This is a genomic window from Myxacorys sp., assembly GCF_059501405.1.
On sequence record NZ_JCACCM010000082.1, the window covers coordinates 1 to 20285 of the forward strand.

18 protein-coding genes and 1 pseudogene are annotated in these 20285 nt (G+C 49.1%); 6 read left to right on the forward strand and 13 right to left on the reverse strand.

Annotated elements, in window-relative coordinates:
* Nucleotides 1-45: 45 nt before the first annotated feature.
* A pseudogene (locus AC5I6P_RS08510) lies at nt 46-147 on the reverse strand (IS1/IS1595 family N-terminal zinc-binding domain-containing protein); the annotation flags it as partial.
* Nucleotides 148-253: 106 nt separating this feature from the next.
* Between AC5I6P_RS08510 and AC5I6P_RS08515 the strand changes: the two are divergent.
* Nucleotides 254-406 (forward strand): hypothetical protein, encoded by a 153-nt coding sequence (locus tag AC5I6P_RS08515; RefSeq protein WP_495693320.1) that lies wholly within the window; start codon nt 254-256, stop codon nt 404-406.
* A 17-nt stretch (nt 407-423) separates the two neighbouring features.
* On the opposite strand, the gene AC5I6P_RS08520 is transcribed toward AC5I6P_RS08515, so the two are convergent.
* From AC5I6P_RS08520 to AC5I6P_RS08535, 4 genes are all read right to left on the reverse strand, one after another.
* Entirely contained in the window at nt 424-570 is a 147-nt protein-coding gene (locus AC5I6P_RS08520) for an NAD(P)-binding domain-containing protein (protein ID WP_495693321.1), read from the reverse strand.
* A gap of 39 nt (nt 571-609) precedes the next feature.
* Nucleotides 610-2079, reverse strand: a complete 1470-nt coding sequence (locus tag AC5I6P_RS08525) for a carotenoid oxygenase family protein (protein WP_495693322.1) — start codon at nt 2077-2079, stop codon at nt 610-612.
* Nucleotides 2080-2204: 125 nt separating this feature from the next.
* Nucleotides 2205-2336 (reverse strand): hypothetical protein, encoded by a 132-nt coding sequence (locus tag AC5I6P_RS08530; RefSeq protein ID WP_495693323.1) that lies wholly within the window; start codon nt 2334-2336, stop codon nt 2205-2207.
* 409 nt (nt 2337-2745) lie between these two features.
* Entirely contained in the window at nt 2746-4392 is a 1647-nt protein-coding gene (locus tag AC5I6P_RS08535; RefSeq protein WP_495693324.1) for an alpha-D-glucose phosphate-specific phosphoglucomutase, read from the reverse strand.
* Nucleotides 4393-4684: 292 nt separating this feature from the next.
* Between AC5I6P_RS08535 and AC5I6P_RS08540 the strand changes: the two genes are divergently transcribed.
* Together AC5I6P_RS08540 and AC5I6P_RS08545 are read left to right on the forward strand one after the other, a co-directional pair.
* Nucleotides 4685-4900, forward strand: coding sequence for a hypothetical protein (locus AC5I6P_RS08540; protein ID WP_495693325.1), 216 nt, complete (start codon nt 4685-4687; stop codon nt 4898-4900).
* A gap of 140 nt (nt 4901-5040) precedes the next feature.
* Nucleotides 5041-5463 (forward strand): hypothetical protein, encoded by a 423-nt coding sequence (locus AC5I6P_RS08545; RefSeq protein ID WP_495693326.1) that lies wholly within the window; start codon nt 5041-5043, stop codon nt 5461-5463.
* A gap of 199 nt (nt 5464-5662) precedes the next feature.
* On the opposite strand, the gene AC5I6P_RS08550 is transcribed toward AC5I6P_RS08545, so the two are convergent.
* From AC5I6P_RS08550 to AC5I6P_RS08580, 7 genes are all read right to left on the reverse strand, one after another.
* The gene (locus AC5I6P_RS08550) at nt 5663-7456 is read right to left on the reverse strand and encodes an AAA family ATPase (RefSeq protein ID WP_495693327.1); all 1794 of its coding nucleotides are present in this window, start codon (nt 7454-7456) and stop codon (nt 5663-5665) included.
* A gap of 79 nt (nt 7457-7535) precedes the next feature.
* On the reverse strand, nt 7536-7865 hold the full coding sequence (locus AC5I6P_RS08555) for an efflux RND transporter permease subunit (protein WP_495693328.1): 330 nt from the start codon (nt 7863-7865) through the stop codon (nt 7536-7538).
* A 104-nt stretch (nt 7866-7969) separates the two neighbouring features.
* Nucleotides 7970-8308: an efflux RND transporter permease subunit gene (locus tag AC5I6P_RS08560; protein ID WP_495693329.1), complete on the reverse strand. Its 339-nt coding sequence runs from the start codon at nt 8306-8308 to the stop codon at nt 7970-7972.
* A gap of 111 nt (nt 8309-8419) precedes the next feature.
* Nucleotides 8420-8998, reverse strand: a complete 579-nt coding sequence (locus AC5I6P_RS08565; protein ID WP_495693330.1) for a metal-dependent hydrolase — start codon at nt 8996-8998, stop codon at nt 8420-8422.
* A 37-nt stretch (nt 8999-9035) separates the two neighbouring features.
* Complete coding sequence (locus AC5I6P_RS08570) at nt 9036-10070, reverse strand: aldo/keto reductase (protein WP_495693331.1); 1035 nt, start codon at nt 10068-10070, stop codon at nt 9036-9038.
* 70 nt (nt 10071-10140) lie between these two features.
* Entirely contained in the window at nt 10141-10818 is a 678-nt protein-coding gene (locus AC5I6P_RS08575; protein ID WP_495693332.1) for a nitroreductase family protein, read from the reverse strand.
* A gap of 376 nt (nt 10819-11194) precedes the next feature.
* Nucleotides 11195-12037, reverse strand: a complete 843-nt coding sequence (locus AC5I6P_RS08580) for a TlyA family RNA methyltransferase (RefSeq protein ID WP_495693333.1) — start codon at nt 12035-12037, stop codon at nt 11195-11197.
* A 147-nt stretch (nt 12038-12184) separates the two neighbouring features.
* Between AC5I6P_RS08580 and AC5I6P_RS08585 the strand changes: the two genes are divergently transcribed.
* The 3 genes from AC5I6P_RS08585 (at nt 12185) to AC5I6P_RS08595 (ending at nt 14605) form a co-directional block, all read left to right on the forward strand.
* The gene (locus AC5I6P_RS08585; RefSeq protein ID WP_495693334.1) at nt 12185-13009 is read left to right on the forward strand and encodes a creatininase family protein; all 825 of its coding nucleotides are present in this window, start codon (nt 12185-12187) and stop codon (nt 13007-13009) included.
* Between the two features lie 140 nt (nt 13010-13149).
* Complete coding sequence (locus tag AC5I6P_RS08590) at nt 13150-13344, forward strand: hypothetical protein (protein ID WP_495693335.1); 195 nt, start codon at nt 13150-13152, stop codon at nt 13342-13344.
* A gap of 301 nt (nt 13345-13645) precedes the next feature.
* A complete protein-coding gene (locus AC5I6P_RS08595; protein ID WP_495693336.1) occupies nt 13646-14605 on the forward strand; it encodes an aldo/keto reductase family protein in 960 nt (319 codons plus the stop codon).
* Between the two features lie 95 nt (nt 14606-14700).
* Here AC5I6P_RS08595 and AC5I6P_RS08600 read toward each other — a convergent pair whose 3' ends face one another.
* Complete coding sequence (locus AC5I6P_RS08600) at nt 14701-20250, reverse strand: trifunctional serine/threonine-protein kinase/ATP-binding protein/sensor histidine kinase (RefSeq protein ID WP_495693337.1); 5550 nt, start codon at nt 20248-20250, stop codon at nt 14701-14703.
* Nucleotides 20251-20285 lie beyond the last annotated feature (35 nt).

Genomic DNA, 20285 nt, shown 5'->3' on the forward strand with positions numbered 1-20285 from the left:
CATCTCGTCACTGTTCTCTATTCTCCCTTATTTACCGACAAGTCTATCGATGAACTGTCGCCCACAGTCCACGCAGATATGATTTTGCTTGTCTTTGCGTTTTCCATTCTTCCGAATGTGAGTAGACTGGCATTCCGGGCACTGCAGAGAATCACCTTATCCATCTCTCCATTATGCAACGCCTGACATTTATTCCTTCGGTAGCCTCACGAAGTGACACGTAATTCTTCGGCTGGGTTTTCTCTAGAAATTGATGGCTAAAAAACCTCAAACCTTTACGCTGCAACGCTTTGGGGTGAAAAGCGACTGTGACATTCCTTCGGCTGTGACACTTATTTCTTCGCTCTACACATTTATTTGTCCAATTTCAAAAGATGTTGCTGGTGCTGAAATGTACACCCAGTGAGCCTCTTGATTGAAACACTAAACCTTCAAACATGACAAATAGCGCTTTATAAGGACAGCGGGAGATCGGTTGTCAACTCTCAACTGATATCTCGCTGCCAAAAAGTTTGCGGCCATTGGCAACCCCATGTTTCCCAACCCAATAAACTCAATCATTTCGCTCATGCGCTACTTCTCGGTTGATGCGATCGACAAAATACTCACTTATCGGTGAAGTTGGGTTCGCTGAGTGGATGCCATTGCATCAAAATACTGACCATGAAAATCAAATGTCAGATGGTAAGGCAACTGAACTCTGGCAAGCTCATTCCAGGATTGCCCATCCAGCACCAATAAGAAAGAGTTCTGAGTCTGCGCATTCAACACAACTGATAAGATGACTCCTTCATCCTCCGACTTGGCATCCGGTGCGGCAGCAAAGACAGGTTCCCCAGGGTAGCAGTCGGGCGATCTCCACATCTGAGTCGTGCCGTTTTGAACATCAACTTTGACAATCTGATCAATAAAGTTACCAGGTTTGGAGCTTCCAACTCCAAAAACAAATTGATAACGATGCGTGTTGCACCGCTGGTAATTGATTCTTGGTAGCTCGATCACTTCTGTAGTGAGAACTTCGTAATGAGCGATCGCTTCACTCAGCGGAATGCAATAACGACGCAGTTCTCCAGCAGCAATCACCTGTTCCGGATGATGCAGTAGCGGTTCCAGATACAGCGATTGAATCACGGAGGAGTCGGAATAGGCGATCAAATCCACCATCACTTCGCCATCCTGCTCAAAGGCATTGACATGATGGAAGGCAAAGAATGCCTCACTCTTCGCAGAATGAACCACCTTACCACTTTCCTTACTGATTACCAGAAAGCGAGTTCCCTGCTCCGGCTTCCACTGGTAGTTCTCAATGTAGGGCTTGCCACTGAGCGCGAGACTAAGGCGATTCAATAAAAGCGGAAACTCTGCCAGAATGATGTAGTGCTCGGTCATGCCGAAGGTGTGCATATAGGCAGGTTGCTGCACAGGAATAGAGGCAATTAACTGGCGCTGATCACTGTGAGCATCCATCCGGTAAATGCTATAGCTGCATCCAGGAATCAGATTGACCAAATAGCTATAGACGGCGTTTTCCTGGTAGTCAAAGTGAGGATGAGCAGTGGTGATTTGTCCGGGGACGCGATCGCGATAGTGAAATTGCTCAATCGTGTTGAGAGTTTCGGGATCAAAGATGATCGGAAAAGGGGATTCAGTTACGGAAACGAAGCGATCGCCCTGCATTGTAATGTTCACAGTGGCGTTGTCGGTCAGCCGAGGCAGGGGATCGGTCAGTCGTTCTAACAGCGAATGCCGAGCTGTTGTGCCAAACTCACCACGACTGATTTTACCTTTGGCTTTTGCCTCCTGATAGGCCTGACTTTCGAGAAAGCGGTTGGCAAAAGAAACCTGCCCATGGGCAAAAGAAAACTTGCGCAGCATGGCGAGTCCATCAAACCAGTGATGATAGGATTGCTTGCCCACCTCTAGAGTTCCTGGCCCAGTCCGAATCAGGCTTCCTCTTAACCATCGGGGAATCTTTCCCTGAATGGGTAGAGCATTGAACTCACCTTCTTGATGAGTGGCAGAAAAACCAAGCTGGTAAGGAGCGTTTGCTTCGCAGTTCCCCAAAGGGGTAATCGCCATAGAAGCCCTCACGTTAAATGTAGTTCATGACATAGGGAAAAAAAGCACGCCGTACTTCTGAGACACCCCGCAGGCTAGGTTCGGTTGCCTCAGATGAACGCTGAATTTGTTGTAGCGCCCACAATCTAAAATCGAGTCCCAAAGGTGTAGAGTGTCAGCATCGTTTGCGCCCGCTGGTTGCGGCCCAAGAGTGTAAGTAAGCTGGTTCCTCCCAAGACTTGAATTAATTGGCGTCGCGTCGTTCGAAACGAAGCCATCACCTTCTCCTCTTTGCTCGACACTAGCAATAGAAAATGGATGAGGATATGGGTCAGAAGATAGATTTAGGCCTGCAGCGATCGCCTGCAAATCTCCTTCACAAAGGATTGATCTCGACAAATTGCGGGAGAAAGAACCTTGCACTTTGCCAGAAGCGATTGAAACTGCACTTACTCTGCTCACGTCTGCGGCTGACCGGGTGATGCGGTGATTCAAGTTGGACAACATTTGGCAGCGGCTTCGTGATTACGGCTAATGGTCTGTCAACTCCGACCATGTTGTATCAAACAGGTCGCATCACAGAGGCGTAGCTCAAAGCATTAGAAAACCTTGGTGGGAGACAGGCCGCCCTGAGCAGACAGCCCGCCCCGAGCAGAATGAGTGATGCGAGCCTTTGACGGGGTTACGTCAAGTAATCACTGTGGGAGTCTCCATTCCGGTGAGCGTACGAATTTGTGCCACTTCGTCTGCGATCGCAATTAGGTCAGCTAGGGCCTGTTGCGGATCGAGATGCTGCTTCGACGCTTCAGCTTCATACTGTTCGAGATAAACTCGCAGCGTTGCGCCTTGAGTCCCCGTTCCAGACAGGCGGAATACAATGCGAGACCCATCGGTAAACCCAATGCGAATGCCTTGATTTTGACTCACGCTGCCGTCAATCGGATCGGTATAACTAAAGTCATCACTATAGTCAACTTCTCGGGGACCAAACCGCTTGCCTTTGAGCGTTGGCAGCTTGGCGTGGAGACCTGACATGAGAGTGGCTGCCCGATCGCTCTCTACTCCTTCATAGTCATAGCGCGAGTAATAATTTCGGCCATAGGTTTGCCAGTGTTCTTGCATTAACTGCTGCACAGACTGTTGCTTCACCGCTAAGATATTGAGCCAAAACAGCACCGCCCACAGTCCATCTTTTTCCCGAATGTGGTTGGAGCTAGTGCCAAAGCTCTCTTCTCCACAGATTGTCGCTTGACCCGCATCGAGGAGATTTCCAAAGAATTTCCATCCCGTTGGCGTTTCATAACACGGAATGCCCAGCTGAGCCGCCACCCGATCCGCCGCCTGGCTTGTTGGCATCGACCGGGCAATTCCTGCTAACCCGTCTCGGTAGCCCGGAGCCAACGTTGCATTGGCGGCTAATACTGCCAAACTATCGCTGGGAGTGACGAAAAACTGTCGCCCTAAAATCATGTTGCGATCTCCGTCCCCATCTGAAGCTGCCCCAAAATCCGGCGCATTCTCGCCGAACAGCACGTCTACAAGATCATGGGCATACACCAAATTTGGATCAGGATGTCCTCCACCAAAATCTTCCAGTGGAACGCCATTTTGCACCGTTCCCGCAGGTGCGCCTAAGCGTTGCTCAAACAGAGCCTGGGCATAAGGCCCGGTCACAGCGTGCATCGAATCCATGCACATGCGAAAGGCTCCGCTAGTCAAAAGATCATGGATGCGATCGAAATCAAACAATGCTTCCATCAACGAGGCGTAATCGTTGACCGAATCGATTACCTCGACTACCATATCCCCCAGTTTAGATTCCCCTAGGGTGTCTATATCTACATCCGATGCCTCTAGAATTTTGTAATAGTCAATCTCTTTACTCCGCGCAAAGATCGCTTCTGTTACCTTTTCAGGTGCGGGTCCGCCGTTGCGAATGTTATATTTCACCCCAAAATCGCCGTTTGGTCCGCCCGGATTATGGCTTGCAGATAGAATAATACCGCCCAATGATTGCGATTGACGAATGACACACGACGTAGCAGGGGTTGAAAGAATCCCGCCCCGCCCGACTTTGACTCGTCCGATCCCATTCGCGGCTGCCATCTTTAAGATAATTTGAATCGCTTGTCGGTTGTAATATCGCCCATCTCCGCCAAGGACTATCGTTTGTCCCTTAATGGGTCCCTCAATGGTTTCGAGGCTGTCAAAAGTAGACTGAATGAAATTTTCGAGATAGTGGGGCTGCTGAAAAACAGTCACTAATTTGCGTAAGCCGGATGTGCCCGGCTTTTGATCTAAGAACGGCTTGGTCTTAATCGTTTCAACCTTCATTTCGCATCTTCATCCTGACGTTATGACTTGCACTTCCAATTCTTACGGCACTTCGCTATTTAGATCCCACTCCTAATCACGGACAGGATAGCCAAAAGCCAAGTGCTGAAAAAAGTACTCCAAGATAACTCTCCCACTTTTTTTCTAGCGTGGTAAGGCTAGTCAGATAAATGCGCGTTTCAGGAAGGGGCTGATTGAGGGGCACAGTACGTTAAGTTGTAAAACAATACAGGAAACTTTTTGGTAAAAGCTCTAAAATTTCTGTATCAAGAAGTACAGAATGAGGTTTTTTATGAGAGTAGTCCCTTTAGGCTCTCAGCCGTCAGTTACTCCAGTAGATGCATTCGTTCCCCAAGCCCATCAATGGGTGCAATTGCGCGATCGCCTTTCCGAGTACAGCGACGATCAAGCGCTCCTGTTGTGTGAAGCAACCGATGGCCGCTGGGTAGCGTGGATTCCTGATCACGGCGAAGCCTTACTAGAGCGTGACCAATTTTTGAAGTCGTAAGGGGTCGGGCGCTCTAGCTGAGGTAGAGATTCGATAGTTGAGCTGTGATGAAGTTCTCTACACAACTTCTCTACACAATGGCGAAAAGCTGTCCTAATCTAGAAGGTATCGCGACTGAAAAGAAAGGCTGAGGGTGAGTTATGAGAGTATGTGCCTTAGTTACGTCTGTCCTACTCCTGCTGACCCTGCCGACCTCGGCTGCCCAATATGGAGGGAAGACGATCGATGGCAGGAGGCTACCTGTCAAGGTCTATTCCTACGCCACGGGTGGAGTGTTTGATGCTGAGGTAGAGTTCAAACGGGATATTGCTACCCTTTACTTTGTCGGCGGCAGTCAGCTGCTGCTTCGGCTTAATCAGCCAACCATTCGCGATTCAAACAATATTTTAGGTTATGGAAGAGTGGGACAGCTGCCGTTGGGCCGCTCGTTCAGTATTGGAATTCGCGGCGACAACGGTTTAAACAGTGGTTCAAACACTGGTCCAACAGGTAGCTTTAGTGTGGGAGGAGGAGCATTGAGTGATTTGTGGAAAATCATGTTGTCTCCTGAAGCTCTTCAATAGCTCTCTGACCATTGTTCCTTCTTAATCGCATTCTCCATTGTGCCTAAATCTCGATTTCTTCAACAAATCGAGATTTAGGCACATCTTTTTTTGGGTTTATGGGCTTAATCTACACAACCCCGATCGCTAGTGTTAAAGCTGGCGCGGCGGCATTTGGAGAAGCTGAATACTCCGAATATTGCATTTCTACTGAGCGTTTCTAGGTAGAGCCTCGTTGATCAGCAAGCCGTTGATAAGCAGTCTCAAAATCATTGGTTGTAATTTGAATGCTACTGGGATCACTCAATCCTTCAGCCCGATAGCGACCAATCGCTTCTAACGCCGCCTGATTGCTTAACAGCGCGAGGTCAGCCCCATTCCAGTCTTCAGTCTGCTCTGCCCAATAGGTCAAATCAATCTCCGATAATGGGCGATCGCGGTTATGAACCTGCAAAATAGCAAGGCGACTGGTCGAATTGGGTAAATCAACTTTCAGCTGTAGATCTAAGCGTCCTGCCCGCAATAGCGCTGGATCCAGCGCATCTGGGCGATTTGTTGCTCCCACCAGTAAGACATCGGTGCAGTCCTGTAAGCCATCGAGTTCTGTGAGCAGTTGACCCACAACGCGATCGCTCACGCCTGAATCGCCTTGAAATCTGCCGCGCTCTGGGGCAAGCGTATCAATTTCATCAATGAAAATAACGCAAGGAGAGGCTTGTCTTGCTTTCGTGAACAGTTCTCGCACGGCCTGTTCTGACGCTCCGACCCATTTGCTGAGCAGTTCTGGGCCGTTGACCGCAATAAAGTTTGCTCTGGCTTGTGCTGCCACGGCCTTGGCGAGTAAAGTTTTTCCGGTTCCGGGCGGTCCCCACAGCAGAATGCCGCGCGGAGCTTTCGCACGGGTATGGTGGTAGAGTTCGGGATACAACAATGCCCCCTCAACAGACTCTTGAAGGGTGTGCTTGATCGTTTCCAACCCGCCGATCGACTCCCACGAGACGTTAGGAGTTTCAATCTCGATCGATCTCAGAACCGCAGGCTTGATCTGTCTGATGGCTTGCAGAAAGTCTGCCTGAGCGACCGTCATGGTATCTGGAAGAGGGGCGTTTAGGGATGGAATGTGACGGCGGAGTGTGAGATAAGCAGCTTTTTGGCAAAGCGATTTTAGATCTGCACCCACCATGCCCACAGCTAAATCGGCAATGGCGTTCAAGTCGACATCCTCATCCAACGGCATTGCCTGGGTGAGGATGTTGAGAATTTCGAGTCGCCCGGCGCGATCGGGGACGCGAAACTGAACTTCTCGATCAAACCGTCCCGGACGACGCAAGGCCGGATCAAGGTGATCGGGGCGATTGGTGGCAGCAAGCACAATCACGCCATCGGTTCGGGCAAAGCCATCCATCAAGCTCAACAGTTGAGCCACCACTCGCTTTTCAACCTCACCTTCGACGTGGGCGCGATCGGGCGCAAGACTATCAATTTCGTCGATAAAGATGACACAAGGGGCAGACCGAGCCGCTTTCTCAAACAGGCTGCGCAGCCGCGCCTCGGCTTCCCCGTAGTACTTGCCCATCACTTCAGGGCCAACGATCGCGATGTAGTTCACGCCCAGTTCCTGAGCCAGTACACGAGCCGTGAGCGTCTTGCCTGTTCCGGGTGGCCCCACCAACAAAACGCCTGACGTGGGTTCTAGCCCCAACCTGCTGAGCAGATCTGGACGCTTTAGGGGAAGTTCGACGAGTTCTCGCAGGTCTCGTAGCACCTCAGATAAGCCGCCGACCTCTTTCAGTTCTGCGCCGTCGTTACGTGGCGATGTAACGCTGACGTTGCTCGCCGTCTGAGTAGGGGTCTGAAAGGGCCTTTGGCGAGCAGAAGGAGTACCGCTACGAGAAGTCCAAGTCTCCGTCTGAAACGTCTGCTGTGCTCGTCCTTCCATTTCTACAACGAAACTGACCAGAGCATCAAACCCTTGATCTAAGTGTTCTTCAAACTCTCTAAAAAGATTATCCATATAAAATTCTTTATTTATAAATGCGCGATCGCGGCTGCTTTCAGTATAGTCACTGAAAGCAGTTCTAGACCCGTTGCCATTAGGGTAGAGGTTCTTCGATAGAGGAACGTTTTCCTAACCGTTGGCTCATCTGTTTATTCAAGTGTTCATGAGCTGTTGAGATTAAGATATATAACACAGGCACAATAAACAGACTCAGTAGCGTTGACAAAATCATTCCGCCATTGACAGCAGTTCCCAGAGATTGACGGCTAACGGCTCCCGCCTCACTACTTAGCATCATGGGCACGAGACCCAATACAAACGAGAGTGAAGTCATGAGAATCGGACGCAGGCGAGACTCAGAGGCTGCGATCGCATACTTCGTCCGTACTGTCAAACCGAGGCCGCGACGATATCCATTCCGCATCGAAGGCCGTGATTGATCACTCTAAACACGCGATATAGTTACTCAGAAAAATGTTGTCATACTGCCCTTTGTTGCCGTAGATGCCCATTCCTAACACGATCGAGCTAGACTGTTTGCTGAACGCGTACCGGTTCAGGCAGCGTTGGTTCAGCAAGCGAGACGCGATTTTGTACATCTACTGCCGCTAAATCTTTGTTACGCCCAGGTTCAAAGGTAACTGTGATTTGGCTAGTTCCGTCGTTACTGCTGATCGAGGTCATGTAACGCATTCCTTCAATCCCGTTGATCTGCCGCTCCAACAGGCTCGTAACGGTCTTTTCAACCACGTCGGCACTTGCGCCCTGATAGTTAGAAACAACCGCAACTTGAACGGGGCTGATATCAGGATATTGTTCGATCGGCAAGAGCGGTAAGCAAACAGCTCCAGCAATTAGAACAATCAATGAACAAACGGTGGCGAAAACAGGACGTTTAATGGAAAAAATCGGCAAACATAGAAGATTTAGATGAATGAGGATTAAAAGCGTAATGTCGTCACAAAAATGCCCAAAAGCTTAGTGTCGATGGAATATCCGTCCACGAATAAAGCAATACAATCGTGGATATAAAAGATAAACAATAAACACGCAATTAAGAAAGAGATCAACCTGCTGAAAAATTGCTCCGTAGTAGCGACCGTCGTAATAACTAACTGCACTATGAAATCGCAATGTCCAATTCAACGGAAATAACAGCAGAGGACCATCGTCAACGTGGGTAAAAATATCAACCGTAGAGTGAAATAAACACGCTGTTAGAAACCAAAAAGCCCATCGTTGCCATGAATTAATATAGCGACGAAACTGCCGCACTAAGGCAATTCCCACGAGCAGCAATAGTGGAGAATGCAAAAGATTGTGTGAGGCAATCCAAAATGGGTGATGAAAGTACAAGTCATCGAACATCAATCGCGCTGTCTCTGCCCAAGTCCAGCCTAAGATTAGGTGGTAATACAGTACGCCGCCGATCGAGAGCAGCCAAAGCGGAAGATCAGGCGCGATCGCCCCTAATAAAAACGCACCTTTAACAATCGGAACTCTGGCCAATGCCTTTCCCAAGGCTGCCGTCATTAAAAAATGCGAAGGGGTATTCATTGAATTTTCCCAGATTGGATTGTCTCACGACCGGAGGTTAGCCGCGATGGTTGTCAATCTGAGCGATCGTCCCTCCGAACGCAAAGTTCTGAACCTGGTCGCTCTGCAAGAAATCGTGGGGAAATCCTGGCGCGATCGCGCTGACTTGATCTAGCCGTTGAAGTTGCTCTGGCGTTAGCTGAAAGTCTAAACACGCCATGTTTTCTTGTAGCTGCGTCAATTTGCGAGAGCCAATAATTGGAATGATGCCTCCAGGTTGCTGTCGAATCCAGTTCAGGGCCACTTGTGAGGGAGTTTTTTCAATTTCAGCCGCGATGTCAAGCACAACTTGAGCAATGCTGATGTCCCGCTCTGACACTGGACGCGATGTGTTGGGATTGTTCAATCGCCCTTCTGCCGCTTCTGGTTTGTTATATTTTCCGGTCAATACCCCCGCACCAAGCGGACTCCAAGCCGTTACTCCGATATCAAACGCTCGCGCCATCGGTAGCAACTCTCGCTCTGGCGTGCGCTCTTTTAGCGAGTACTCGATTTGCAATCCGACAAATGGCGTCCAGCCACGCCACTGCGCGATCGTATTTGCCTGCGAAATAATCCAAGCGGGCGTATCGGAGACACCAATGTAGAGGACTTTGCCTTGGCGCACCAAGTCATCAAACGATCGCATCACTTCTTCAACGGGCGTAGTCGAGTCCCAAGCGTGCAGCCAAAGCAAATCGATATATTCCAAATCCAATCGCTTTAGGCTTGCTTCTACCGCTTGCACCATGTTCTTACGATGGTTGCCAACAGCATTCATTCCACCATTGCCCATATTGAGCGAATACTTTGTCGCGATCACCCACTTGTCGCGATCGCTTTTCACAAATTCACCCACGTACTTCTCGCTGGTTCCGTTGGTATACAGATTTGCCGTATCGATAAAGTTGCCGCCAGCGTCTGCAAACGCATCAAACATTTTGCGGCTCTCATCATACGAGCCGCCCCACCCCCAATCGTCGCCAAAGGTCATCGTTCCAAGACAAAGTTCAGAAACCCGTAACCCGCTGTGTCCGAGAAGTTTATATCGCATAGTTCTCTCCAGAGTTAAGCAACGATGAGATGGAGAAGCTCGATTCAATTACCGATCAATTACCGATCAATTACCCTTCGTAAGGATTGCCCATTCGATCGACAAACACATTGGCGCTAAACGGCAGGCGACCCGGATTTTTGCGAGGTTCTGCGGCATAGCCTACCGGGATTAGCAGCGCGATCGCTAGATTCGGATCGTTTTCTGCACCAATTACGGCTTTCACTTTTTCTTCAATCCACCCATTCATGTAACAGGTTGATAAGCCCAAACTCTCGGCCGCCAACGTCAGATGCACGGCGGCAATTACCGCATCTTTGATGGCGTATTCTCGGCGCTTATCCCCTAAGCCCGCTTGATGCTGCGGAATTGCTGTTTTGAAATACTCCACCGTGCCTTCTGTCCAAGCACCACTACTGATCCCCTGCTCATAGATCGGTGTGAGATCGCCTTCTCCAGCCGTACTATCTGCTGCAAACACAAACGTCACCGGAGCTTGAATCACTTGTTGTTGATTCCAAGATGCCTCGCAGAGCGCTTGCTTCTGGGCGTCATCTTGGACTAAAACGATGCGCCAATCTTGAATGTTGTAGCTACTGGGGGCCGCAACCGTCAGTTCAACCAATCGACGGAGCAGTTCTGGCGCGATCGCGTCGGGTTTGAATGATTTAATCGATCGCCGTTGCACAATAGCACTCGGAACATCTAAAGGCTGAGTGTGCAGGTTCCGCTCTTGGCTAATCGTCATGACATACTCCTAATAGTTGCCGTGTTGTGATTTAGAATAACGCTCTTGTAGAAACAGTGTCTATTTACTATTTCTTTTCCTCTTTGTGCTCTTCTGGTGCTGCCTTGATCATTTCTGCTTCATTCACAATCGATATAAACGAAGAAATCTCTCATCTGAGGATAAGCAGAATTTTCTGACGCTTCTAGTTGAGCATTACAATCACGATATTGGATGAGATTAATCTACCATCCTCGAAGGATATTTCTTCAGCAAGCGTCTTGTATGCTTTACTCTATTTCCAGGATGGATGGCGGCTGTTTTAGGAGCGATGCAAGCGGTGAGAACAAAGCAAGCGTTCCGCTGCTTCAGCTAAATTTAATGGTAGTTTACTGGGCTAAGCCGTTGCTTCACGAGTTAAGGTCTTTTGCGAGAGCTTGGTCAGTTGCCGAATTTCATTGACATCAGGCGCGAGTAGCTCCGTTTGGAGGAGTGCACTGTTGCGAGCATCTAGCCAAAGCAAATATTCAATGTTTCCTGCTGGCCCTAACAGTGGCGACCAAGTGAGCCCTCGGTAACGCCAGCCCAGGGCTTGAGCTGATTGAAGCACTTGAGCGATCGCATCAGCATGATCGTTTGGATCGCGCACGACCCCTTTTTTGCCCACGCGATCGCGCCCGACTTCAAACTGAGGTTTTACCAGCAGCACAATTTCTCGCGGATCTTGCAATAGCGTCCACAGTGCAGGTAATACTTTTGTCAATGAAATAAACGAAACATCCACAACGCCTAAATCGGGCATGGGTTGCTCAGAGGAGTACAATTCTTCGGGGGTCAAGTGACGAATGTTCGTTCGTTCGCGCAAAATCACGCGCGGATCTTGTCGCAGCGTCCACGCGACTTGTCCGTATCCAACATCAACTCCATAAACGAGTGCTGCACCCGCTTGCAATAGACAATCAGTAAAGCCTCCAGTCGAAATGCCGCCATCGAGACACCGGCGATCGCGCACCTCGATCTGAAATTCTTGCAGTGCTTTGGCTAACTTCTCGCCTCCACGAGAAACATACTGCGATCGCTGCTTCACCGCAATTTGGGCGGACACATCGACCTCTGTTCCCGGCTTATCAACCATTTGCTGATTCACCGTCACTTCTCCAGCTTGAATCAACCGTTGCGCCTGCTGCCGCGAGGAACAAAGGTCAAGATCGACAAGTAAGGTATCGAGGCGTTGTTTCAAGGGATGAAAGATGAAGGATAGGAATGAGAGGTGAAATGCCTCAGCGCTGAAGCACTTTGCATTCTCGCAACAGTATTCTAGGCTCTCAGACTAAACTATACCGTGAGTCCTCTCGTGTTATGTATCCCTCATCCCTCATCCCTCCCCATGCTGCACGGCTTCATTCCCCGCGATCGCTATTTTCCTTACCTCACTTGGACAGATGTTCAAGCCATGCCTAATCAAGAAAATGTTGTCATCATTCAACCCATTGGCTCGATCGAGCAGCACGGGCCTCATTTACCACTTGTCGTCGATTCAGCAATTAGCGCTTCGGTATTAGGAAAAGCGCTACAGCAGTTAGATTCAACAATTCCTGCCTACGCGCTGCCCATGTTGTATTACGGCAAGTCGAATGAGCATTGGCATTTTCCGGGCACAATTACCCTCAGCGCCCAGACCTTGCTCGCGGTGTTAATGGATGTTGCAGAAAGCGTCTACAGAGCAGGATTTCGTAAACTAATCCTTATGAATTCTCATGGGGGACAGCCCCAAATTTTGGAGATTGCTGCCCGTGATTTGCATCAGCAGCACGAAGATTTCGCCGTCTTTCCGCTATTTACCTGGAAAGTTCCTCTAATAGGCAAAATCGCTCAAGATCTTTTATCACCAAAAGAACTAGAATTAGGCATCCACGCAGGGGACGCAGAAACAAGTCTGTTGCTGTCGATTCTGCCAGAGCAGGTCAAGATGGATCGTGCCGCCGCAGAATATCCATTAGGCGAGCCTCGCGTGGGCGTTCTAAGTATGGAGGGAGCATTACCGTTTGCTTGGATGACACGGGATCTCAGTCGCAGTGGTGTGTTGGGCGATCCGACAACTGCTTCACAGGAGAAGGGCGATCGCATCCTCGAAGCGTTAGCCACAGGTTGGGTACAAGTCATTCAAGAGGTTCATTCATTTCAATTGCCGCAAGCGTGGCGATCCTCATAATAAGTAGCTTTTTTAAGTCGGTTTCTTAAGAAGGGTTAACCTCAGCTAACCTTTATTTAAATCCTGTTTTTCTAATTCGTCATTACAGTAGGCTGCATTATTTATTACAGCATTCTCTTCACCATCACTGGAGATGTACTATGGACGAGTTTAACGTTAGTGTTCCAGTACCTCAGACGATTCAAGAATTAGATGAAGCCGTGAGACAGTTTAATCGCAGTGACTGGAGTGGGGATCGGCTCTATCAGCATTGGCGGGCAATTCGTGACGCTTCGTTAGAGCAGTTGCCAAGCGAATGTGAGTTATACCCAGTTCCAGGGTCAGATAGCTATTAGGTGAGTGAGGGGTGAATCGCTAAAGTGATTCGCCCCTCGCTTTTAGCTGATTTATTTGGCAGATTTAAGGAAGTCGGCGGATATACCCATTTTGTGTCACTTGGGCGACAGCTCCTCGTGAGGGCAGGATCGAGTTACAGCCAAATGTCATCAAGAAGATTAGCTACCCAGTCTGGCAGCGAGATACATGTCTTGTATGGTGCGCTATACCAGATGAGTGATGTCGAAGTCACGATTAATCTTTTACGTTTAATTGATTAAGCAATCAATAGCCGTTAGTCATTTGAATGGGGATACAAGCGTGCAATATCGACAACTTGGCAGTAGCGATCTCAACGTTTCCGAGCTGATTTTAGGTTCCTGGCTGACCTACAGTGGCGGTGTGGAACGGCAACAAGCTGAAGCGTGCATTCACAAAGCGTTTGATGTGGGCATTAACACTATCGATACTGCCAATGTGTATGGACGAGGGGCTGCAGAATCATTGCTGGGTGAAGTGCTGCAGGGGATCGATCGCACCTCATACATCTTGGCAACGAAAGTTTTTTTTCCAATGTCGGACACGGATCAGGGATTATCTGCTGCCCAGATTCATAAGCAAATTGATGCTTCACTCCAGCGCCTCCGCACCGATTATGTAGATCTTTATCAGTGCCATCGCTATGACGTAAATACTCCCCTAGAAGAGACGATGACAGCCTTGACGGAGGTCGTGCAGCAAGGAAAAGCCCGTTACATCGGCTTTAGTGAGTGGAGTCCTGCCCAGATTCAAGCCGCATTGAATTTACCCAATGTAGAAAAATTTGTCTCTAGCCAGCCGCAATATTCCATGCTCCGGCGTAAACCGGAAGCAGAAGTGTTTCCCCTATGTGCGGCGAATGGCATTGGTCAGATTGTCTGGTCTCCCTTGGCACAAGGCGTTCTCACCGGAAAATATAAACCGGGAGAAGCTCCCCCTCAAGACTCCCGTGCAGCTAATGATCGGATGAATGGGTTTATGGGGGACTTGCGGAGCGATCGCACCCTAAGTGCTGTGCAAAACCTGAAGCCGATCGCCCAGCGATTAAACCTTACGATGGCGCAGTTAGCGCTAGCGTGGGTATTACGGGATGAGCGGGTGTCTTCTACCATTATTGGGGCCAGTCGTCCCGAACAAGTAGCAGATAACGCCGGGGCATCTGGAGTGCAATTGAGTAATGAGGTATTACAAGAAATTGATCAAGTGCTTGCGCCTACTCTGCCTCAAACAAGTGCCCGGTAATGCACAAATTGCCGTAACCGTTGCTGCGTTGCTTTAAGTGCAGGCTTCAGCAAAGCAGCATTTAAAGCAACGAGATGATTGACTCTAGAACTGCCTTAAGCGACTGCATAAGCTCGCTGGCGGATAGGAATTTCAATCACAAACTCGGTCTTTTCACCAAAAGTAGAAAAACACTCTAGTTTGCCGCCGTGTCTCTCAGTCACAATTTGGTAGCTGATGGGCATGCCCATCCCTGTTCCTTTACCAACCGTCTTCGTCGTGAAGAACGGGTCGAAGATTCGTTGTTTGACTGATTCTGGCATCCCCAGTCCGTTATCCAAAATTGCAATCTTTACTGACTGAGACTGACTGACTGATGTACGAATGATAATTCGACTGGGGTTCTCTTTGATTTCCTGATAAGTTCGCTTAGCATCGGCTTCCTCTAGCGCATCGATCGCATTCGCCAGAATGTTCATCACTACTTGGTTGAGTTGTCCGGGATAGCATTCCACCTGGGGTAACTTACTGTACTCTTTGATAATCTCAATCTCCGGGCGTTCGGGTCTGGCGTCCAAACGGTGCTGCAAAATCATGAGCGTGCTGTCAATGCCCTCATGAAGATCAACGCACTTGAATTCAGCTTCATCCATTCGTGAGAAGTTTCGCAGCGACAGTACGATTTGCCGAATCCGATCGGTTCCTACTCTCATAGACTTCAGGGTCTTAGGCAGGTCTTTCTGCAAAAAGTCTAGGTCGATTTCGCTCGCCTCTGCTTGAATTTCGGGAACCAAATGGGCATTGTGCTTCTGATAGAGCTGTAAGACGTGCATCAAATCTTGGGCATACTCCTGCACGTGAACGAGATTGCCGTGAATAAAGTTGACTGGATTATTAATTTCATGCGCTACTCCCGCTACCATCTGCCCTAGACTGGACATCTTTTCGGTTTGAATCAAATGAGTCTGCGCCCGTTGCAGTTCTGCTAATGCCTTGGAAAGATGTTGATTTTTCTCATTTAACTCCTGGGTGCGCTGTTCAACCTTTTGTTCTAAGGTATTGTAGAGTGTAGCGTTTTGCAGAGAAATCGCTGCCTGGGCCATCAGGAGTTGTAGGACTTCAATGCGATCGCTGGTAAACGCCCCTAGCGTCAAGTTATTTTCCAGATACAGAATTCCAATGAGTTCACCCCGATTCCGAATCGACATGCACAACACACTTTTGGGCTGCTGTACAAGGATGTAGGGATCGGTTGAGAAGGGTGCTTCTGTCCGGGCATCGGCGATCACTAGCGTTTCAAAGGTACGAGCCACATAGTTGAGAATGGACTGTGGCATCACGCGGCTAGACTCAATTGGAATGGGCAGTTGCGAAGCCGTTCCTTCTACGGGCGATCGCATCGTTGCCTCAGCCTCATTGTCAGCTTGGGCTGCAACCACCCACTGTTTATCCTGGTATAGCATCAGCACACTTTTCTGCGCGCCAGCATTCTCAATGACCACGCGCATCAGGTTAGCTAACAATTGATCGAGTTGAATTTCACCCGAAAGCGCTTGAGAGGCTTTGATCACCGTCGTCAAATCCAGGGCCTTGGAACCATCTAAACTGCTACTTAAGCCAGAACTAGTCGTTGTCGTAGAGGCGATCGCAATTCGTTTGAGTGGAGTTCTTTCGGGTTGCGACACCAGCGTGAGCAACGTCGGATATTCCTGCTCCAAGTGGTTTACCTTTGTCTTTGCGCCCCAGCGAACATAGGCATAGTAAGCATCCGTCAGATAGACCTGAGCAATTTTGGCCTTGCCCCACTCCAGGTAAAACCTGCCTGCCAGTTCGTAAGCGAGAGCCTCTTCCTGGCGGAAATGATTCGCCGTTGCTCCAGCGATCGCATGATCATACTGCTCCATTGCGATCGTGAATTGTCCCATGACCCGACACCGCTCTGCTTCAATGAGGTGAAACTTGTGCAGAAAATTCATCGGTGCAGAGTTTGCCCATTGCTGCATCTTCTCTTGGTTACTCTGCACCTTTGCTAAAATTTCCGTTTGCTCCGTTGCTGCTGCCGTTGCATAACTGGCTAATTTTGCAAGCGAATCGTAGAAGTAGAACGCCGGGACAAAGTACAAGCCTGAGACGCCGTCGATGTAGCGTTCTGCTAGTTCCGCAAAGTGAGCGGCTTGCTCAACGTCCCCAAATAGATAGCTCAAAATTAGTTTGTTGAGATAGACCTGATACAGGGCGTATCGGTCATCTGCTTGCTCATGAAGTGGCAGCAATTGCCCTTCGTCATACGCTTCACCTGCTAGGCAAGTCGGCTTCTCCGGCGATTCGAGCAAATTCAAGATAGTCTGTCGATAAATCTCGTGATAAGTCAGTGTGTTAGTTTGCTTGATTTGAGCTAGTGCATTACTGTGAGCCGCGAATTGCTCTGCCAGTTTATTGAGTTCCCGTCCACAAAAGTAGGCGTACTCGTTGTGATGCAGAATGCAGTACGCTGCATACTCAATATCCCCAGTTTCCAATCCCGTGTAATACCCCTCCATAAGAGGATCTAGCGAGGCTTTTAGAAGTTGCTGCCAGTGGACGGTCATGCCATAGACCATCGTGAAAGTTTTCGCCTGAATGCTTCTGGCATTGAGTTGATCTAATAAACGAATTGCCAGTTGTCCAAACTGATATCCGGTTTCAGTGTCTCCTGTTGTAGACAGCAAAAGCCCATAATTCGCGTAGGCAAAAGCAGACCACTCCGAGTTTCCATACTTCAGAGACAGGTTTACTTTCTCACAAATCACTAAGGGCAGCAGGGGCGGATAACACACGAACGTAATTGAGATCAGCGTCGCTAGGATTCGCATTGCTGCCAGTTTCTCAGGCAGTTGCATCAGAGGTAGATGGATTAGTGCATCAGGCCCTCGTTCGGCTAACGCCGTTTGGATGTGTTGCAGAGCATGTTCAGTATCCGATGCGGTAGGAGCCGTTGGCAGATCAACCTCCAGCAGGCGCAGCACCGATAAAGCGAGTGCCAATGCCTCTGCTAGTCGATTCTGAGCAATGTTTGCTTGGATTTTGATCTCATAAACCTGAATCTGATCCAGCAAGGTTTTGGCTTTCTGCAACACCTGCTCCGTCAGTTGATCCATCTGCTCCAGTTCACCGTTGAGGTAAGCCACCTCTACTGCTTCTGAATAGAGCATCAGTGTTAGCTCATATTCTTGCTCCCAAGCATCCGTTGACAGCAGGTTCCGCCCAATGGTGAAATACCCAGATGCTGCACTGTATGCTGCTGCCGCCACTGCTTTGCGTCCTGCCTGTAGGTTAAGTCGCACTAGCTCCTGCTGCTCGGTCGCGTCGCTAATTAACGCTGCACCTAAGTTTAGTTGATTAACAATCTCAAAGAGTTTCTCATCTCTCTCCTCAGCAATCTGATTCAGCAGTTGACCAATCCGGAAATGAGTTGCCTGTTTCTGCTCATCGGGAATGAGCAGATACGCTGCTTGTTGAACGCGATCGTGGAAAAATTTGTAACTGGGTGATTGGTTGGATGCGTCCTGGCTACCGATAATTAAGGAACCCTCATCGCCATCGTGAAACATCTTGTACTCATCCCCAGTTGGCAAGAGGAATCCTTCCTGCAAGGCAGCCCATAGATCTCTGGCAATATCGTTGGGCGATCGCTCACAGACAACAGATAGGGTCGCTAGATCAAACTGGTTGCCGATACATGCCGCCAGCTTGAGGACAGTTTGAGTAGCATCGGGCAACTTCTGCAACTGAAGCCGCATAAACTCCACAATGTCAGCGTCTAGGGACAGGATCTTGATTTGCTCTAGGTTAGATTGCCACTTCCCAGTCCTAACGTCAAAGGCAATCAGACCGTCCTCATGCAGAGATTTGAGGAATTGGGTCGTGAAGAAGGGATTGCCGCTGGTTTTGCGATAGATCAGTTCACTGAGAGGTTGTGCTTCTGCTGACGTGTAATTAAGGGTATCTGCCATCAGACGATTGACATGTGCTGGAGTCAAAGGTGCTAGAGCGATCGTAGTGACAGGCGTCCCGGCTTCGCAGATCTCATCCACTGACAGGATCAGTGGATGGCTAGGGGAAACTTCGTTATCGCGGTAGGCTCCAATGACTAGTAAATCGTGGCTTTCAGTACCACTCATGAGCAGTCGCATCAGCTTGAGCGATGCTGCATCTGCCCACTGCAAGTCATCGAGAAAAATCACCAAGGGATGGTCGGGTGTTGTAAAGACTTGGATGAACTTTTGGAACAGAACATTGAAGCGGTTCTGCACTGCACTGTTCGCCAATTCTGGAGCAGGGGCTTGCTCACCAATGATGCGCTCTAGCTCTGGAATAACCTCAGTGATCACTTGAGCATTTTCGCCCAACGCTTTCAAGATTTTGAGTTTCCACCGTTCTACCTGAGCATCGCTTTCAGTTAACAATTGCCCTGTCAGATCGCGAAATGCCTGCACAAAAGCGGAAAGGGGAATGTTGCGCTGGAACTGGTCAAACTTACCTCTAATAAAGTAGCCTCGTTGCCGCAGAATGGGCTTGTGAACTTCGTTGACTACAGCAGTCTTGCCAATACCAGAGAAGCCCGCAACGAGGACGAGTTCGCTTCTTGAGGAATGGGACGTAGGGGGCAAAGAGCAAGACGTCTCTGACTCCTGGCTCTGTGTCACTCGCTCAAATGCGGCTAACAACTCGGCAACTTCTTGCTCTCGACCGTAAAGTTTTTCGGGAATGATGAAGTGATTTGAGATGTCTCGCTGTCCCAATGGAAAGAGAGCAATTGTGCCGTGATCTTGCCACTGGTGCAAACAGATCTCCAAATCATGCTTTAAGCCCAGAGCGCTCTGATATCGGTCTTCTGCATTCTTTGACATCAGTTTGCTGACAATGGCTGAAACCATTAATGGAATAGAGGCATTAAGTTGATGAACCGTCGGAGGCTGTTTAGCAATATGACAGTGTACCAACTCCATCGGATCATCTGAGTTGAAGGGCAACCGACCCGTCAGTAGTTCAAAGCAGGTAATGCCCAGAGAGTAGAAATCGGTGCGGTAGTCAATCCCCCGATTCATGCGCCCTGTCTGTTCGGGCGAGAGATAGGCCAGTGTGCCTTCTAAAACGTTTGGGCTAGTGAGGGTTTGCGTTTCACGCGGCAACCGGGACGCCACGCTAAAGTCAATCAACTTGACTTGCCCAGTGGTGGGATTGACCAAAATGTTGGCAGGCTTGATGTCTTTGTGAATGATGCGATGGTGATAAAGCCGATCGAGAATATCAGCAAGGGCGATCGCAATCCGCAGAAATTCCGCCAGAAACTCTACGCTTCCCGGCTCTCTACCACCTCGGTTCTTGATAGGACTATACTCCTTTAGCGAAATTCCGCCAAAGTCCTCCATCACCAGAGCAAACCCATTGTGGTAAGGCTCCAGACTGTAAGGACGCACCACTCCTGGTGAATCAAGCTGTCGGATCAGGGTGTACTGATTCTTGAACTGCAACAGTTCTGTGAAGCTGGGATAAGGGTTTTTGAGTAGCTTGATCACAACAGCCCGTTGATTCGATTCCTGATAGCCGGAATAAACGAGAGTTCTAGAACCGTCGTAGATCGTTTCTCGAATTTGATACCCCTGGATCCGAATCTGCTTCATCATGATCCCTTAATGACTAAGTATAGCTAGTTAACTGC

Excerpts from the sequence above, each read along its gene's own strand:
- AC5I6P_RS08525 (WP_495693322.1), bottom strand. The coding sequence starts at position 2,079 with ATGGCGATTACCCCTTTGGGGAACTGCGAAGCAAACGCTCCTTACCAG.
- AC5I6P_RS08555 (WP_495693328.1), bottom strand. The coding sequence starts at position 7,865 with ATGCGGAATGGATATCGTCGCGGCCTCGGTTTGACAGTACGGACGAAG.
- AC5I6P_RS08585 (WP_495693334.1), top strand. The coding sequence starts at position 12,185 with ATGCTGCACGGCTTCATTCCCCGCGATCGCTATTTTCCTTACCTCACT.
- AC5I6P_RS08515 (WP_495693320.1), top strand. The coding sequence starts at position 254 with ATGGCTAAAAAACCTCAAACCTTTACGCTGCAACGCTTTGGGGTGAAA.
- AC5I6P_RS08540 (WP_495693325.1), top strand. The coding sequence starts at position 4,685 with ATGAGAGTAGTCCCTTTAGGCTCTCAGCCGTCAGTTACTCCAGTAGAT.
- AC5I6P_RS08535 (WP_495693324.1), bottom strand. The coding sequence starts at position 4,392 with ATGAAGGTTGAAACGATTAAGACCAAGCCGTTCTTAGATCAAAAGCCG.
- AC5I6P_RS08565 (WP_495693330.1), bottom strand. The coding sequence starts at position 8,998 with ATGAATACCCCTTCGCATTTTTTAATGACGGCAGCCTTGGGAAAGGCA.
- AC5I6P_RS08570 (WP_495693331.1), bottom strand. The coding sequence starts at position 10,070 with ATGCGATATAAACTTCTCGGACACAGCGGGTTACGGGTTTCTGAACTT.
- AC5I6P_RS08550 (WP_495693327.1), bottom strand. The coding sequence starts at position 7,456 with ATGGATAATCTTTTTAGAGAGTTTGAAGAACACTTAGATCAAGGGTTT.
- AC5I6P_RS08590 (WP_495693335.1), top strand. The coding sequence starts at position 13,150 with ATGGACGAGTTTAACGTTAGTGTTCCAGTACCTCAGACGATTCAAGAA.
- AC5I6P_RS08575 (WP_495693332.1), bottom strand. The coding sequence starts at position 10,818 with ATGACGATTAGCCAAGAGCGGAACCTGCACACTCAGCCTTTAGATGTT.
- AC5I6P_RS08545 (WP_495693326.1), top strand. The coding sequence starts at position 5,041 with ATGAGAGTATGTGCCTTAGTTACGTCTGTCCTACTCCTGCTGACCCTG.
- AC5I6P_RS08530 (WP_495693323.1), bottom strand. The coding sequence starts at position 2,336 with ATGGCTTCGTTTCGAACGACGCGACGCCAATTAATTCAAGTCTTGGGA.
- AC5I6P_RS08520 (WP_495693321.1), bottom strand. The coding sequence starts at position 570 with ATGAGCGAAATGATTGAGTTTATTGGGTTGGGAAACATGGGGTTGCCA.
- AC5I6P_RS08600 (WP_495693337.1), bottom strand. The coding sequence starts at position 20,250 with ATGATGAAGCAGATTCGGATCCAGGGGTATCAAATTCGAGAAACGATC.